Source organism: Paenibacillus lemnae, from assembly GCF_012933385.1.
Taxonomy (GTDB): domain Bacteria; phylum Bacillota; class Bacilli; order Paenibacillales; family Paenibacillaceae; genus Paenibacillus_AQ; species Paenibacillus_AQ lemnae.
On the sequence record NZ_JABBPN010000011.1, the window covers coordinates 137,714 to 154,501 of the forward strand.

11 protein-coding genes, 1 rRNA gene and 1 pseudogene are annotated in these 16,788 nt (G+C 52.8%); 7 read left to right on the forward strand and 6 right to left on the reverse strand.

Annotation, left to right across the window (positions count from 1 at the left end; translation table 11 throughout):
• Positions 1–181 precede the first annotated feature (181 nt).
• Positions 182–451 (forward strand): annotated as a pseudogene (locus tag HII30_RS13170) (sugar transferase); the annotation flags it as partial.
• Between the two features lie 58 nt (positions 452–509).
• Here the strand turns inward: HII30_RS13170 and HII30_RS13175 are convergent.
• A complete protein-coding gene (locus HII30_RS13175) occupies positions 510–2,024 on the reverse strand; it encodes an NAD(P)H-binding protein (protein ID WP_169505505.1) in 1,515 nt (504 codons plus the stop codon).
• A 225-nt stretch (positions 2,025–2,249) separates the two neighbouring features.
• Between HII30_RS13175 and pcrB the strand changes: the two genes are divergently transcribed.
• The 4 genes from pcrB to HII30_RS13195 are packed head-to-tail and all read left to right on the forward strand — an operon-like array spanning position 2,250 to position 7,587.
• Complete coding sequence (pcrB, locus tag HII30_RS13180; protein ID WP_169505506.1) at positions 2,250–2,942, forward strand: heptaprenylglyceryl phosphate synthase; 693 nt, start codon at positions 2,250–2,252, stop codon at positions 2,940–2,942.
• Positions 2,943–2,977: 35 nt separating this feature from the next.
• Positions 2,978–5,326, forward strand: a complete 2,349-nt coding sequence (pcrA, locus tag HII30_RS13185) for a DNA helicase PcrA (RefSeq protein ID WP_169505507.1) — start codon at positions 2,978–2,980, stop codon at positions 5,324–5,326.
• A 48-nt stretch (positions 5,327–5,374) separates the two neighbouring features.
• Entirely contained in the window at positions 5,375–7,390 is a 2,016-nt protein-coding gene (gene ligA, locus HII30_RS13190; RefSeq protein ID WP_169505508.1) for an NAD-dependent DNA ligase LigA, read from the forward strand.
• A gap of 5 nt (positions 7,391–7,395) precedes the next feature.
• On the forward strand, positions 7,396–7,587 hold the full coding sequence (locus HII30_RS13195) for a hypothetical protein (protein WP_169505509.1): 192 nt from the start codon (positions 7,396–7,398) through the stop codon (positions 7,585–7,587).
• Positions 7,588–7,942: 355 nt separating this feature from the next.
• Here the strand turns inward: HII30_RS13195 and HII30_RS13200 are convergent, their stop codons facing one another.
• From HII30_RS13200 to HII30_RS13215, 4 genes are all read right to left on the reverse strand, one after another.
• The gene (locus tag HII30_RS13200) at positions 7,943–8,161 is read right to left on the reverse strand and encodes a helix-turn-helix domain-containing protein (RefSeq protein WP_169505510.1); all 219 of its coding nucleotides are present in this window, start codon (positions 8,159–8,161) and stop codon (positions 7,943–7,945) included.
• Positions 8,145–8,384 (reverse strand): type II toxin-antitoxin system RelE/ParE family toxin, encoded by a 240-nt coding sequence (locus tag HII30_RS13205; RefSeq protein WP_169505511.1) that lies wholly within the window; start codon positions 8,382–8,384, stop codon positions 8,145–8,147. Before HII30_RS13205 ends, HII30_RS13200 begins: the two co-directional genes overlap by 17 nt.
• Positions 8,385–8,621: 237 nt before the next feature.
• On the reverse strand, positions 8,622–9,878 hold the full coding sequence (locus HII30_RS13210; RefSeq protein WP_169505512.1) for an MFS transporter: 1,257 nt from the start codon (positions 9,876–9,878) through the stop codon (positions 8,622–8,624).
• A gap of 33 nt (positions 9,879–9,911) precedes the next feature.
• Positions 9,912–11,372: an extracellular solute-binding protein gene (locus HII30_RS13215; RefSeq protein WP_169505513.1), complete on the reverse strand. Its 1,461-nt coding sequence runs from the start codon at positions 11,370–11,372 to the stop codon at positions 9,912–9,914.
• A gap of 194 nt (positions 11,373–11,566) precedes the next feature.
• Between HII30_RS13215 and HII30_RS13220 the strand changes: the two genes are divergently transcribed.
• Entirely contained in the window at positions 11,567–14,698 is a 3,132-nt protein-coding gene (locus tag HII30_RS13220; RefSeq protein ID WP_169505514.1) for an FIMAH domain-containing protein, read from the forward strand.
• A 143-nt stretch (positions 14,699–14,841) separates the two neighbouring features.
• Here the strand turns inward: HII30_RS13220 and HII30_RS13225 are convergent, their stop codons facing one another.
• Entirely contained in the window at positions 14,842–16,125 is a 1,284-nt protein-coding gene (locus HII30_RS13225) for a molybdopterin-dependent oxidoreductase (protein ID WP_169505515.1), read from the reverse strand.
• Positions 16,126–16,601: 476 nt separating this feature from the next.
• Between HII30_RS13225 and HII30_RS13230 the strand changes: the two genes are divergently transcribed.
• A 16S ribosomal RNA gene (locus HII30_RS13230) occupies positions 16,602–16,788 on the forward strand; the annotation flags it as partial.

The window sequence follows — 16,788 nt, forward strand, 5'->3', positions numbered from 1 at the left end:
GAAATCCCGGTCATGAATGACCAGGCTTTCGGGCTTTTTATCGTTGGCAGCGTTGCAGAGAAATGAATAGTAATTCCTCCCCTGTTTTCTCTCAGCTTTGATATAATGTCGATAGCCAAAGCGAACAATAGGGGTTAGAGGTGAAATCATGATCCGCCGTAACCAGGGTGTTCTAACTAAATTACTGATGGGACATATGAGTGTGGTCGGCCCGCGGCCGGAGCGTCCTTACTTCGTGGAGCAGTTCCGCGAGGAGATCCCGAAGTACATGGTGAAGCACCACGTGCGGCCGGGTATTACCGGCTGGGCGCAGAGTAACGGCCTGCGGGGAGACACGTCGATTGAGGAGCGGATACAGCACGATATTTTTTACATCGAGAACTGGTCCATCCTGTTTGATCTCAAAATCATTCTGCGCACGATCCGCAACGGCTTCAAAAACGCATACTGATCTCATACCCAAACAGACCATCCTGGCTAAGACTTAGGAATGGTCTGTTTTTATGCCGTTATCGTACCGTAGAGTCATGTTGAGACATGGCCTGCCGGGGAGCGGCCTTAGTATCTGTTGTGCTTCGATGCTTCCACCTCCGCAAGTATTTTCCGAACGCTTTCATCACCCACAGGTGGATTTTGGCCTGCGTATATTTGTACATCACCCAAGGCAGGGACGGCATGTAATCATGGATCGCGACAATGCACTCTCGGGAATTCGGAATCTGCAAGAACGTCAGCCTCCCGTTGTGCGCCCGCTTCGCATGCAGCAGCCGGCCGCCGGTGATGCGGTAGATCGCATGATCGGACTGGCTCATACCTACATCAAACGTGAGCTCCAGCAGCGGCTTCTTCCACCACAATACATACACCTGCTGCACGCCGGTCCGTGTGGTCTTTATGTGCAAAAGAGGGCTTGCCAGGCGTGAGAGCCAGTGCAGGTATTCGTCTCCTGCCCAGATGGCATCCTGGCCTTCAGGCAGGGTGATTCGCTGCACCGAGCGTACGTCGGATTTGACGGCTTGTTTAAGCTTGCGGACCGGGGAGGGGGTCTTGGAGCCTTCTTCCTCTTGTTCGCGTTTCTTCTCTTCCTGCTTCTTCTGTTCCTCATCCAGGGCAGCTGCAGCTGCTTCCTCATATGTAATCTTTCCATCACTGATACCAGGCACGGTCTGACGGGCTTCAGCGACCATGGGGTGTGCAAGGCTTTCAATCAGCGGGTAAGACATCTCCTTGGGCTCCTGGGTCACGAGGGTTACCCATAGACGCGAGAGCTTCACGGTAGGGAAGGGGAACGGGATGAACCGCCTTTTCTTGCCCATAATATCTGCGGTGCGCTGAAGCAGCTCCTGATACGACATCACATCCGGTCCGCCAATATCGATCGCACGGCTGTATACATCCTCTCTGCCGACCACCTGCTGAAAGGCATGGATAACGTCCGGCAGGGCAATGGTATGTGTCTTGGTCCGTGTCCAGGACGGCAGGATCATCGCAGGCAGGCGGCGTACCAGCTTGGCCAGGATCGGAAAAGACGACCCGTCGGGCCCGACGATCAGGCCGGCTCTCAGGGTAGTGACCGGAACGCCGTGGCTGCCGAGAATGGTCTCGACTTCCAGCCGGCTTTGAAGATGCCGGGACAGCTCGTCACGGTGTTCGTGAGGCGGTATGATGCCGCTAAGATACACGATCTGCTTGATGCCGTTCTCTGCAGCGGCTCTGGCAAAATGCTGGGCCAGGATGACATCCATATCTTCAAAAGTCCCCTGCGTCAGCTTGGCAGAAGGAAGCATGGAATGAATGAGATACACGGCGTAATCCGCACCGCGCAGTCCTTTCAGGGCATCCTGGAAGGAAAAAAAGTCACAGGAGCGCCACTCCACATGCTCTTCGTTATCCTTGGCATCTCCGTTTCGTGACAGGGCAATGATGTCATAATCGTCAATGAGCGACTCCATGACGTTGCGCCCGATATATCCTGTGGCTCCGGTCAATGCAATGACAGGGCGTTTCTGGGAAGGATCTGGCATGGGTTACCTCCTGAAGTTTATTTTTGTACTAGAGTTGTATTGTCTTTGTATAAAGTTAATACCCTTTTTTATGCCTTATGCTCTCCATGATTTAAATTAACTTTCTTATTTATCCCAATCGACGAAAAATGTTCGTATAAAATACGAACATCAAATTGACTTGCACCCCATGCTGTCATAGACTTATTTCTAGCAGGTTAACCGTTAACGTGGAGGAATGACGTTTTGAAAGATATGATCAAATCGTGGAGACACGTCTTTAAGCTCGATCCCGAGAAAGACATGAGTGATGACGCTCTGGATGCCGTCTGTATGTCGGGTACCGATGCCATTATGGTCGGAGGCTCTACCGGAGTGACATATGATAATACCGTGGATTTGCTGTCCCGTGTGCGCCGGTATGAGCTGCCCTGCGTGCAGGAGGTATCAGATCTGGAGGCTGTGGTGCCGGGTTTTGACCTGTATCTGATTCCGATGGTGCTTAACACGCAGGACCACACCTGGATTCTGGAGAAGCACCGTCAGGGCATTGAGCGCTATGGCTACATGATCCCTTGGGAGCTTGTGGTGGCAGAAGGGTATATTGTGCTGAATCCGGACGCTGCGGTAGCGAAGCTTACGGGAGCACAGACTGACATCTCCGAGGAGTCGGCAGCGGCATATGCTCAGATTGCAGACAAGCTGATGCAGCTTCCGGTGGTATATCTGGAATACAGCGGCACCTTTGGTTCTATGGACACGGTCCGGCGTGTGCGGCGATCTCTGGAGCAGGCGCAGCTATTCTATGGAGGCGGGATCACAACACCGGAGCAGGCAGCCGAAGCCGCTGCATCATCCGATACGGTGATTGTAGGCAATATTGTATATGACAACCTGGAACAGGCCCTTGCCACGGTAACAGCGGTAAAGCGGCCGTAAGCTACACCAACTACGAACACAGGAGGCTATGAATCATGCAGCCGATGATTAACATACACGAGGCGATCAAGCGCCTCAATCCCCCGCAGCAGCAGGCAGTCCAAGCGACCGACGGACCGCTGCTCATCATGGCGGGAGCCGGATCCGGCAAGACACGCGTACTGACGCACCGTATTGCGTATCTGATATCGGAACGCAAGGCGCCGCCATGGAGCATTTTGGCGATTACGTTTACGAACAAGGCCGCCCGCGAGATGCAGGAGCGCGTATCCAAGCTGGTCGGCCATGAAGGCCGGGATATTTGGGTATCTACTTTTCACTCCATGTGCGTACGGATTCTGCGCAAGGATATTGAACGGATCGGATTTACATCCAACTTCAGCATTCTGGATTCCACCGACCAGCTGTCGGTTATTCGCAGCTGCATGAAGCATCTGAACATTGATCCCAAGAAGTTCGAGCCGAAGGCGATTCAGGCCCTGATGAGCGCAGCGAAGAATGAACTGATCACACCGCAGCAGTATGAGCAGAAGGCCGGAGATTATATTGAAGGCATTACGGCCAAAGTATACACCGAATACCAGAAGCGCCTGAAAAGCAACAACTCGCTGGATTTTGACGATCTGATCATGACCACCATTCAGCTGTTTAAAGAAGTACCCGAGGTACTGGATTTCTACCAGCGCAAATTCAAATACATTCATGTCGATGAATATCAGGATACGAACCGGGCGCAGTACATGCTCTGCCGTATGCTGGCGGACAGCCATCACCGGATCTGCGTGGTCGGGGACAGTGATCAGTCGATCTACCGGTGGCGCGGGGCGGACATCAGCAATATTTTGAATTTTGAAGAGGATTATCCGGAAGCGCGCACCATCCTGCTGGAACAGAACTACCGCTCGACGGCTAACATTTTGAATGCGGCGAACAATGTCATTGGCCTGAATACCGGCCGTAAGCCCAAAAATCTGTGGACGGATGCGGGCGAAGGCCCGAAAATCAAGGTATTCCGCGGAGATACGGAGCATGATGAGGGGTATTTTGTCACGTCAGAGATCAATAAGAACGTTAAGGATGGCAAAAACTATCAGGATCACGCCATCCTCTACCGCACAAACGCCCAGTCCCGGGTGATAGAGGAAATTTTGATCAAATCGGATATCCCGTACCAGATTGTCGGCGGCATCAAGTTCTACGATCGCAAAGAGATTAAGGATATGCTCGCCTACCTGCGCCTGATCTCGAACCCCGACGATGATATCAGCCTGACCCGGATCATTAATGTGCCGAAGCGAAGCATCGGTGACACGACAGTCGGCAAGCTGGCAGCAGCCGCGGCAGAACGCGGAACATCAATCTATCGGGTGCTGGAGATCGTGGACGATCTCGGATTTGCCGGACGGACGCGCAATGCGCTGGTGGAGTTCTACGATATGATTGCATCCATGACCCGGATGGTGGAGTTTCTGTCCGTCACCGAGCTCACGGAGAAAATGCTGGAGCTGTCATCCTACCGCGGCGAGCTGCAAAATGAGAATACGATCGAATCCCGCTCCCGTCTGGAGAACATCGACGAGTTTCTGTCCGTGACCCAGGAGTTTGAGAAAAATAATGAAGACAAATCGCTGGTGTCCTTCCTGACAGATCTTGCGCTCATCGCGGACATCGATTCCATGAACGATAATGACGAAGAAGAGCGGTCCGATGCGGTCGTTCTGATGACGATGCACAGTGCCAAGGGTCTGGAGTTTCCAGTAGTGTTTATTGTCGGCATGGAGGAAGGCGTCTTTCCGCACAGCCGGGCCTTCTCGGACAATGAAGAGCTGGAGGAGGAGCGCCGTCTCGCTTATGTGGGCATAACGCGTGCCGAGAAGCAGCTGTTCCTCTCCTGTGCCCGCATGCGTACGCTGTTCGGACGCACGACAGCGAATCCGCCGTCGCGCTTCCTGGAAGAGATTCCGGAGGAGCTGAAGGAAGACACCCAGATCGCCCGCGACCGCTACCGCAGGGGAGCGAACATCGGCGGCTCGTATGCCGGCCGAGGCTTCAGCGGAGGCGGAGGCGGCAACTTTGGCGGAGGCGGAAGCCGTGCCAAGGATCTGTCGCTGGGCGGCTCAACGGCATCGGCGTCAGCGGCGTCATCGTCGCCGGGTAACCGTGTGACGATGTCCGCCGGATCCCCTGCCCGCTCGGCTGCGCCGACTGGCAGCAGTGACGGCTTCAAGGCCGGCGACAAAGTGGCCCACGGCAAGTGGGGTACCGGCACGATTGTGTCGGTGAAGGGCAGCGGCAATGACATGGAGCTGCAGATTGCCTTTCCGGCACCTGTCGGTGTCAAGCGCCTGCTCGCCGGCTTCGCACCGATCAGCAAGGTGGAGTAATTTTTACGCAGCACCAAAGCACCAAACCCTAAGGAGGATAGTCCCTGCATGAATGCCATGGAACGTATGGAACAGCTCATTGCGGAGCTGAACAATTACAACTACCATTACTACACGCTGGATGAGCCGTTGGTGAGCGATAAAGAATATGACGCGCTGTATGATCAGCTGACCGCGCTGGAGAAGGAGACCGGGACCGTGCTTCCGGACTCCCCGACTCTGCGGGTAGGCGGCGAGATTTTGAAGGGGTTCGCCCCGCATCGTCATTTGTCTCCGCTGTGGAGCCTGGATAAGGCCCAGAACATTGAGCAGCTCCGCACCTGGCATGACCGGGCGGTCCGGCTCGTGAATGATTATAATGCAAAGAATCCCTCAGATCCGCTTCCGGCACCCTGTTACGCGCTGGAGCTGAAGTTCGACGGCCTGACGCTCAACCTGACATACCGGGAGGGCAAGCTTGTTCAGGCATCCACCCGGGGCAACGGCGTGGTAGGTGAGGGCATTCTGGAGCAGGTGAAGACGATCAAATCCGTACCGCTGAACATTCCATTTACGGATGGCACCATCGAGGTGCAGGGTGAGGGTATCATGAACCTGTCCGTGCTTGCGAAGTATAACGAGACGGCAGCAGAGCCCCTAAAGAATGCCCGGAATGCGGCAGCCGGTGCGCTGCGCAACCTCAATCCGAAGGTGACAGCCGAGCGAAGACTGAACGCGTACTTCTACAACGTCGGTTACTCTGATGAGCGGTCGTTTACAGATCATAAAGAGATGATGGATTTTCTTCGGGAGAATCGCTTCAAGGTGAATCCGTATATTTTCTATTTCGAGAACTTCGATGATGTCATGGAGCAGCTGGCAGATATTGAAGCCCGCCGTGCTTCGCTGGATTACCTGATCGACGGAGCGGTCATGAAGCTGACGGATATGCGCACACGGGAAGTTCTCGGCTATACGGATAAATTCCCGCGCTGGGCGGTTGCTTACAAGTTCGTGGCAGAGGAGACGACGACGGTGCTGCAGTCGGTGACCTGGAACGTAGGCCGTACCGGCAAAGTTACGCCGCTGGCACGCGTGGAGCCGGTGGAGCTGGCCGGGGTTACGGTGCAGAACTGTACGCTGAATAACGTAGGAGATATCGAACGCAAGAATCTCAAGTTTGCACTCGGGTCCCGTGTCTTTATCCGCCGCTCCAATGACGTCATTCCTGAGATCTTAGGCAAGGTGACGGAAGAGCAGGATGGGGAAGAGATTTTGTATCCGGAGCAGTGTCCATCCTGCGCATTTCCGCTGGAGCAGCGCGGCGCACATCTGTTCTGCAATAACAAGACGGGCTGCAGGCCGCAGATTATTGCGCGGATTACGCATTTTGCTTCCCGGGATGCAATGGATATCGAGACATTCAGCGACAAAACGGCGATTCAGCTGCATGAAGAGCTTGGCGTTAAGGAGCCTGCGGATTTGTATACCCTGGCTTTTGAGAGCCTGATCAAGCTGGATCGGTTCGGGGAGAAAAAAGCACAGAATCTGCTGGATGCGATTGAAAAGAGCAAGGAACGGGATTTGGCGGCGTTTTTATACGCCCTGGGCATCCCCAATACCGGAAAGTCGACCACTAAAATGCTGGCAGATCACTACCGCGATCTCCATCGCGTCATGGAAGCAACGGCAGAAGAGCTGGTGGAACTGCCGGACGTTGGCGGCATCGTGGCAGAGTCGATCGCAGGATATTTTGCCGACCCGTTCAACCAGGTCGCCATTGAGCGAATGCTGTCACTCGGTATCCAGGCCAAGGCGCCGGAAGCGCCGGCTGTGGTCAGCACCGACTCTTTCTTTAGCGGCAAAACGGTCGTGCTCACCGGCACTCTGCATCTGCTCACCCGCGAGGAAGCGACCGAGAAGCTGGAGCGGCTCGGCGCCAAGGTCACCGGCAGCGTATCCAAGAAGACAGACCTGCTGATCGCCGGCGAGAAAGCAGGCAGCAAGCTGGCCAAAGCCCGGCAGCTGGACATCCAGGTACTGGAGGACGAAGCGGAGTTTGTCCGCCTGCTTAATGAGGAGTGAGCGGCTTGAATAAGAAACTTTACTATACCGGCATAACCCTGCTGATCATCTTTATTGTGTTCTACTCTATCGTAGGGGTTAGCATGGAGGACGACAGCTTCCTTACGATTCGATTGGCGTTGGAATGGACCACCCGCTTCGTGCTTCCCTGGATTTTTCTGTACTGGTTTATCCAGCTGGTGAAGAAGATCAAGTAAGGTACGCGGTTAGTTTGGAGTTATAGAGGAAAAGGGGCAGTCCCATAAGATCATAGATCTTTGTGGGACTGCCCCTTTTTGCTATTGCAAGACGCTGTGTGGCTAACCGTCATTTGCAGTCACTGTGAACTGCGGCACGCGAATGGTTCGAGCCCAATGTATGTGAAAAACCACGTACATTTCATTGTGCGGGCGCAGTAACCCGATCGTGGGTGTGAAAAGAAAAAACAAGCCCAAAAACCGAGCTTGTTGAGTTAATTACTTGGGAGTTTTTTTGGCTATGTCTAGGCGTAGGCTGTTATCGTTGCCGCCTCTTGTTCCGGAATTAATACAAATTGCAACCCTAACGCATGAGTTACCTTCTGTATCGTGTCCATCCGTGGAATCGCAGCCGTACTTTCAAAATTGCAGATTGTTTCAAGCCAGCCTTAGCAGCAAGAGCTGCCTGAGTCATTCCGAGTTCTTCCCGTCTTTTAATGAGGATGGAGACGATCCTGGCCGTTTCCCTGATCGCTTGGCGTTCGACTTCCTCGATCCCATCGAGGGTTTGTGAAAATTCATTCCACTCTCTCATTAAATTTGCCCCTTTCTTGAATGTGGAGTAGATCAAAGGTATTTCCAATATGTGCAAAGAATAAAATTCGATGATCGTCAGGACGAAGCTCCCATATTTTCCCGGTTATATGTTTTGTGATCGGCTCGCCGACTTTCGTCCCTTCTATTTGGAGACGAGCGATGCAATACTCAATTTTTTTAAGAGGCCTCTGGCTAGTGAACAGGCCAACTCTAACGGACACTCAGTCCGTTAGAGCACTTGGAAAGCCATTATTCGGCCCTAAATCATGCTCTAACGGACTCCATGTCCGTTAGAAACTGAAGATACCTGCATTTTCGGCTCTAACGGACTGTATGTCCGTTAAGAGCCGTTACTGCATTCACTCGATCACCTTGACATCGCAGCCTGCATGAAACGGATACATCCCAGATCAATGAAGTTATTGAGCGACTGTGTATTCGCATGTCAACAATATACCTTACTCCTTGGCCCACTGCTCGATGACACGATCCTTCGGCAGCAGGAATGCGAGCAGGCCGAGCAGCGGCAGGAAGCTGGCGGCAATCATGACATTGCCGATCCCCCAGGCGTCGCCCAGGTTGCCAAGGGCCAGTGAGCCGAGCCCGCCCATACCAAAGGCGAATCCGGTAATGAGGCCGGACACAGTGCCAATGTTTCCAGGGTGCAGCATCTGTGCGTACACGACGGTCACCGAGAAGCTGGAGAGCAGGATGAATCCGCCGATGACCAGCAGCACGCCGGCCCAGAAGGCGGACACATGCGGCAGCAGTAAGGCGATCGGTGCTGTAGCCACCATAGACAGCATGATCAGATTCCGGCGGCCAAACCGGTCCGCCAGCGGCCCGCCGAGGAACGTACCGACTGCCCCTGCACCGAGAAACAGAAAGATATAAATCTGCGCATTATCCAGTGAGATGCGGTACGCATCCATCAAGTAAAACGCATAATAGCTGCTGATGGCCGCCCCATACCAGGAGCGGACGAACACGAGCAGCACCAGCACAAAGGTGGCATGACGGATGCTTTTGCGCCGGGCGGGGTCCATGAGCCGTCCCTGGGTGCGTTTTTTGAACGTGTATCCGGCATCCAGCATGCTCTGATACCAGCGCGCCACATAAGTCTGAACAGCAACGCCTGCTGCAGCTACGATTGTGAAGTACACAGCTCCCGACTGACCCAGCGGCACAAAAATATACCGTGTCAGCAGCGGTGCCAGGGACTGCCCTGCATTTCCGCCCACCTGGAAGATGGACTGGGATAAGCCTTTGCGCATCCCGGCTGCCATGTGGGCCACGCGCATCCCCTCGGGATGAAACGTGGCTGAGCCGAGCCCGATCAGCACGACCGAGAAGAGTACTAGCGCATAAGATCCGGCATACGCGAGAATTCCGACCCCCGCGAGGGTGCAGCACATCCCGATCGGCAGCAGCATCGGCCTTGGCTTGCGGTCTGCTGCATAACCGATCACCGGCTGAATAATGGATGATGTAAAATTGATTGCAAATGAGATCCACCCGATCTGGGTGAACGTCAGCATCAGGTTGTCCTTCAGGATCGGGAAAATCGCCGGAATGACCGATTGAATCGAGTCATTAAACAGATGAACAAAGCTGATCGCCAGCAAAATCCGGTATACCGTATCCTGTCCCGTACCGCGTTCAGCAGGGAGGGAGGAGGATGCTGGTTTGGCCAGCTTTAGCGACTTTTCCGCCATGATACAATCTCCTTTTTTACTTACTTCATATCATTAACGATACGATTTTAACAGCTCGGTCAAGCGCTCACCGGCTTCGATCTCGTCTTCCATATTGGACCAGAAGCCCTTTAACTGCTCACGCATGTCTTCGATCACCTGGGGCAGCAGATCAAGGTCGCTGTAAAAATGCCCCCGCCGCCAGATCTCTTCAGGCTCCATCCCTCCAATTGGACGGCTGCCGAGCAGCGGCTGTACCGGCGTCCAGGCGGAGGGGAGTGCCGGCAGTGAAACGGTGTGCTGCCGGATCAGGGTCTGTGCCTCTTCACCGCACAGATACGCCGCCAGCTGACGGGCGAGCTCCGGATGACGGCTGGCCGATGAACAGGCGATGCCGGTCACGAGCAGCAGTGTGCGGTCTGTGTGAAGGGAAGGCAGCGGCGCGGCCCCATAGGACATGGAGCTGTTCCGCAGGGAATTCATGCCGAAATAGGTGTTCATGATCATGGATACCTTGCCTTCACGGAACCAGCGTTCAATATCATGATCATTTTCGCTCAGCAGGGGGGCCGTGCGATGCTGCTGCTGACCATACAGAAGCTCTCGGGAGATCCGAAGGCTTTCCCACAAATCAGGCGAATCCGCTATGCGCCCGTTCGGCTGATCGCCAAAACGAAATCCGTTCTGCAGTAAAAAAACCGGCCATCGGTTCAGCGATTGGATATGAGACGCAAAACCGCGCACATTCAGTTCCCGTGACAGGGTGCGGGCATGTTTTAACAAAGTATACCAGGTCCAGTGCTCATCCGGTGCCGGAATGTTGGCAGCTGCAAAATGTGTCGTATTATAACACAGCACGACAGGAGAGAAGATCAGCGGGAGTGCGGTTACCCGCCCGTCCCTCGATACAAAGGGCTCTTTAAGCTTAGGGTAGGCTTCCATATAAGGGGGATCCCCCATGATCTTCATCCGGGGGTCAACCTGCTGCTGCTTCCAATGATCCCACACACTCACAGTAAACACATCTGCCATATGATGCCGGGCATATTCCAGCGGCAGCGTCGTCTTAAGAAGCTCGACCTTCACTCCCGGATGTTTACGCTCAAATGCCTCAATCAGCATAGAGAGTGATGCTTCCTGCTCCAGTCCGGGATAATAAGCAAGGCGAAGAACAGTCTGATCCCTCGAAGCTGCAGGTAAAACCGCGTCCGCTTCCTCTAAAGGATGCTCCATAGTATGATGATGACTTGGCTGTTTTTGATGTATAAATAAACCCCCGGCTTCTTCAGTGACCTGATTCCCCACCCGGCGGATTTTTCGCAAAACCCCTTCATCCACCAGATCGTTCAAGGCGCGACGGACCGATTCCTTACTGATGCCGAACTGTCTGCCCAGCGCCACCTCAGAAGGGATATAATCACCAGATTTCAGCCGGCCTGTCATAATGTCCTGACGTAATCTGTCCAGCATATGGTCCATCCGTTCCTGGAGAACCTGCTTGCTGGGTCTGCCCATAAAACTTCCTCCTTTACAACAACCATAAACACTAAATCTTTACATTGCCGTGATATATATCCTAGTATGTGATATCCGCTGCGAAAAAACCAGTACGTATTTCGTATTGACACATTCCTCGCGTTGAACTAGGCTAAATACATAAATTATATAGCCTAGTAAATGAAGTTTAGGCGACAAGAGGAGGAAAAAGCTTGAAATTCAAAAAAGTAAGCGTTATCATTCTCGCAGCTTCAGTCGCTTTACCGGTTACTGCCTTTCATTCATCGCCTGTGTACAGTCTTTCCAATGCCAATGCATACCTTCCGGTTCCAGTATCCAATGCCGGATTTGAAGATTCTGCTGCGTATCCGATTCCCGGATGGCGTGTCATTCCGAATCTGCCAGCTGAAGGGTTAGAAATCTCGGTCACCTCCAGTAACTTTGCTGAAGGCCAGAACAGCGTGTATATTGCAGACAACAATCCGACCAAGTCGCTGGAACTGTCCAGCGGAGCCATTCCGGTTCAAGCCGGAGAGACTTATCGCTTGACCGCCCAAGTCAAAGTCGAGTCCAAGAGCATCCGCGGCTATCTCCGCTTCAAGAACAGCAGCGGTGCCATTATCGGCACACCGCCTACGCAGCTGATCGAGCTGAAGAACGGTACGGGTTGGCAGGACATGACCATCGAGGGACTGGCGCCAGCCGGTACGGTGTCTGCAGAAGTTGCGTTTTATATGGGGGCAGCCGGAACAGGCACCGCCGCTTATGTGGATGCTGTAAAACTGGAGCAGAAGGCTCCTGAAGGTGCGCCTCTAACCCTGCCGTATGAGGAGCAAAGCGTACTGGTGGATGCGAATGTTGCCTATGCGCTGTCCCAGTCGGCTTTCTACGGAACACTTCCTGATGGAACCGTGGAGCAGTATGTAGCCACGACAGGTTCTCCGGTTTCTTTTCATGTGGTGGATCCGGTAACAGGAGCATTGAAATTTTCGGAAAATATCTCGACATCCTCAGAGGTCATTTGGGGCATGACACAGGGCTCTGACGGTAATGTTTATTTTGCTACCAGCGGTGTATTGTACAGGTACCTGGTGCAGGAGAAAAGAGTAGAGTCCCTTGGCAGCAACCCGTCCAATCCGGCTGTATTTGACCTGAAAGCCAGTGCAGACGGCAAAATCTTCGGCTCAACCTACTCCAGCACCAATCAGGGCCGTGTTTTCGAATATGATATTGCCTCCGGTCAATTCCGGGATCTCGGTGTCATGAAAGCGGGTCAGCAGTATGTGCGGGGCATAGGGGTAACGGACCAGTATATCTATGCAGGCATTGGTACGACGGCTCATGTGATGCGGTATGACCGGGAAACCGAAGAGATCACGGAAATCCAGATTCCTGACGTCAGCGGAACCTCCACAACGATTTCTGAAATTGACATCTACGGCGGCAAGCTGTTTGTGTACAACGGAAGCAAACTGTATGTGATTGATGAAGAGAGCGGGGAATACATCCGGACCATCGAGTTCCAGACCAAAATCTCGCCGCCCTCACCCCACAATGGTAATCTGATCTACTACAAGCTTAAGGGCGATCTTTTTTCTTATGATATGCAAAGTGATATCGTTGCCCAGGTAGAAGGTATTCCTTCCCTTCCGGAAGATACGGCGATCAAGACTCATGCGTGGATTACACCGAACAAGGGAACTTTTGCAGGAAAAACCGTACTGTCAGGCATGGCCGCATTCGGTGAATCTTTCCTGTACGACCCGCTGAGCAATACGTATGAGGAACATGCTGCCGACCTGCCGGCAACCCCGACCCAGATCAACGCCCTGGAGACTGACGGCAAATACCTGCATATGGGAGGATATCAGCGGGGCATGAGCGTCTATGATCTTGAACAAGGCAAAATGGTCTACAGCAACAAGCAGTTCCACCAGCCTGAAGGCATTGGCTTCCTCAATGATGCAGCGTACTACGGCACCTACAGCTCAGCCCGCATGTACCGTCTCGACATGAGCAAGCCGCTCGATTACCGGGAGATGGAGGAGGGCAACCCGGGCCTGGCTGCAGATCTTGGAGAAGAGCAGGATCGTCCTTTTGTCATTACCAGCGGAGAAGGCAAACTGTTCGTTGGCACATTCCCGGGATATGGACAGCTGGGCGGAGCATTGACGATTATGGAAGAAACCCCAGCGGCATATGGCGGCTTCCCGGATGTCACATATGAAACGTATCGGAACGTGGTTCCCGATCAGAGCGTGTTCGGTCTGGCTTACCATAACGGCAAAATTTACGGCGGAACTACATTGAACGGCGGTCTCGGCGCAGATCTGACGGCTGATGAGGCCCAAATGTTCGTGTTCGACCTTGCTGCTCGCCAGGTGACACAGACGTTTGTGCCTGAAGTCGAAGGACTGAGAGGTAAAGCCCGCCAGATCGGCGGATTATCTATCGGTCCTGATGGGCTACTGTGGGGAATCATGGATGGATCCGTGGACAATACGAAATATGATGCCATTTTGTTCGCCATGAATCCGGATACCCTGGAAGTGGTCAAGAGCAAAGTGGTGACCGAGACACCGTTCAACACGAGCAAATTCAGACCGTACTATTTACGGTGGTCAGAAGACGGTCTCTTGTATACAACGATCGGCCGCAAGCTGTTTGCTGTAGATCCTGAGGATCTGCGAACCAAGCAGATGCTTCCAGGTACGGTCAATCTGATGACGCTGGGTCCGGATGGCAGCATTTACTATACCGATAATGCAAAGCTGTACAAAATCCCGGTCAAAATCGACAAAGTCACCCTGCAAGCAGACACAGCCGAACTTCTGCCTGGCAGCAGGACGAACATCACGACTCAGGTTCTCCTGCAAAATGGTCAAAATGCCGTGCTGGAAGGAGCTCAGATCACCTATACCTCCAGCAGCCCGGATGTGGTGCAAGTCAATGAGGACGGAGAAGTAGAGGCACTGGCTCCCGGAACGGCGTCTATTACAGCCCAAATTACGCTGGATGGACGTATGATAACATCTGAGCCGCTGATGATCACCGTCCAGAAAGACGGGAACTGGGTCAGTCAAGATATCCTGAATCAGATTGAAGACTTTAAAGCTTCAGGAGACCTGCATCACTCGCTCGCACAGACGCTGAGCAACAAAATCTCACAGGGTATTCATCATCAGAAAGCTGGTAGAACTACGCAGGCACTGAAAATGGTGGAGGACTATCTGGATCATCTGCAGAAGAACAGCGGTAAATCCAAGATTTCCGCTGAAGCTTTTGAGAAGCTGACTGCGGACGGCACCGAGTTAAAGGAGCTGTGGAGCAACAGCGGTTTTTAAAATGAGAAAAGGCATTTCGGACGGAATGTAATAGTCCGAAATGCCTTTTTTGTCGTGAGTGGTTGAACGGTGGTTTGTAGAGGTAGAGTCCATTCTTGTCTGTGATCAGGGCTGGCACTTTGGTTGTACCGGGACGTTATGTTTCAAGCTTTTTTAGCATTTGGAATCCATGCATCCTTGTCGTACCCTCGCTGCTCCCAGTATCCGACATGATCGCCTTGTATCAGCTCGATCCGGTCCAGCCACTTTACTGACTTGTAAGCATACATCTGGGGAGTGATCAATCGCACAGGGCCGCCCAGTTGGTTGGGAATCGGAAGTCCGTCATGCATAACGGCAACCATCACATCGTCCATTCGTGCCTGCTCCATCGTTAGGGAATCGGTGTAAACGCCATCGCCTGAATAAAACTTGACCGTAGTGGCTTCACTCTGAACACCCGCCATATCCAGAAGCTTGGATAACGGGATACCTTCCCATGTGTTTTGGTACACCGACCAGCCGGTCACACAGTGGAAATCACTCACCTGTACCTCACGCTTAAGGGCAAGAAAGTCCTCCCAAGTCCAGGTCATCTTCTTGTCCACAAGACCATCCAGTGTAAAAGACCAGCTGCTGTTGTCGAAAGAAGGAATCGGAGTTACCGTGTACACCCGGAAATTGCCCTGCGCTCCTCCGCCTGTTGGCGGAGATGAAGCCGGGAGCGGAATGGGATCCGGAATCAGATTGTTTGCGTTATCCGCTGCGTATTCCGCTGTTCCGGGAAGCTGCATGGTTTTGCCAACCCAGCTAAGGAAGGTGGGACCGAGCGTAACAGCGAGTCCGGCGCCGACAGCTGCTTTAATGAAGCCGCGCCGGGTGTAGACAGGCTGTGGACCTGCTGGTTGTTGGCGAGGTGTGTCACCAGCGCCCTCTGTGTTCGCAGCGGTTTCGCTGTCAGGCATGGATGTTGTAATGGAACGTTTTTGCGGTTCCTTCAGCCATTTGGTGCGGGTAACGGAGTGATAGATGATCACAGGCAGGCCAATCCAGGTCAGCAGATCGTGAATCAGCAGGGCGGTATTTGCCGCACGTGGTCCCGCTAAGCGGAACTGCCACAGCACAAGGCCTGAAACGATCCATCCTATTAGAAGGAACATGACAAAAATCACATTGGCCTGCTGGCCTCGTTTGCCTCTCAGCCGCTTCCAGTGCTTTGCTGCAAGCAGCAGGTAATAGATGACCGGTACCAGAAGTGCGATGCCGACCGCGATATGAGCCCATTTTAGCCAAACCCGTCCTGCACCGAGTATTTCCCGCCAAAAGCCGCCGACCAGCAGCAGACCGCTTACCGCAAGAAATAGGACAATCCAGGCATTCCAGGAATGAATGGAGACGAGCTTCTTGCCGTACCCCTTGCGAATGCGGGCAAACCAGTTATTCTTCATGTATTGTCAGCCTCCTGACGTATCTTATGATCTTGTTAAGTATGTAACGAATATACATGCGAAATGGATTACATCTATATAAGTAAAATGTACCGCAAAACCTTGCAAATGAATAATGCAGGGTTGATGAAATGAGCTTACGTTGTTGCTGGATATATTTTGTTGAAATTAAGGGTTGTAATTAACTTGCTGTCGTGATATATTATTTCTTGTCGCTCGCGAGGGTTACTTGATCCGCTGAAAACAAAGTTTGTCAAAACTTGTTGACAGCTAGCGAGAAGGCATGTTATGATAAACGTCCTGTGTGAAACAGTATTCATACAGAATCAAGTTCTTTGAAAACTGAACAAATGAACACGTTAAGATTTATAAGATTCATTATATATAATGAATCGTCAGTTTTGAAATGAGCAATTAAACTCATCGGTCGGATATTTTCTCGGAGTCATTCGGAGGAGTGTTCGCTCGATAAATCCTATATGGAGAGTTTGATCCTGGCTCAGGACGAACGCTGGCGGCGTGCCTAATACATGCAAGTCGAGCGGAGCAACGGTTTCCTTCGGGAAACCATTAGCTTAGCGGCGGACGGGTGAGTAACACGTAGGCAACCTGCCCTCAAGACTGGGATAACTACCGGAAACGGTAGCTAATACCGGATAATTG

Coding starts and splice junctions, on each gene's coding strand:
- HII30_RS13175 (WP_169505505.1), bottom strand. CDS start 2,024: ATGCCAGATCCTTCCCAGAAACGCCCTGTCATTGCATTGACCGGAGCC.
- pcrA (WP_169505507.1), top strand. CDS start 2,978: ATGCAGCCGATGATTAACATACACGAGGCGATCAAGCGCCTCAATCCC.
- ligA (WP_169505508.1), top strand. CDS start 5,375: ATGAATGCCATGGAACGTATGGAACAGCTCATTGCGGAGCTGAACAAT.
- HII30_RS13200 (WP_169505510.1), bottom strand. CDS start 8,161: ATGAGAGAGTGGAATGAATTTTCACAAACCCTCGATGGGATCGAGGAA.
- HII30_RS13210 (WP_169505512.1), bottom strand. CDS start 9,878: ATGGCGGAAAAGTCGCTAAAGCTGGCCAAACCAGCATCCTCCTCCCTC.
- HII30_RS13215 (WP_169505513.1), bottom strand. CDS start 11,372: ATGGGCAGACCCAGCAAGCAGGTTCTCCAGGAACGGATGGACCATATG.
- HII30_RS13225 (WP_169505515.1), bottom strand. CDS start 16,125: ATGAAGAATAACTGGTTTGCCCGCATTCGCAAGGGGTACGGCAAGAAG.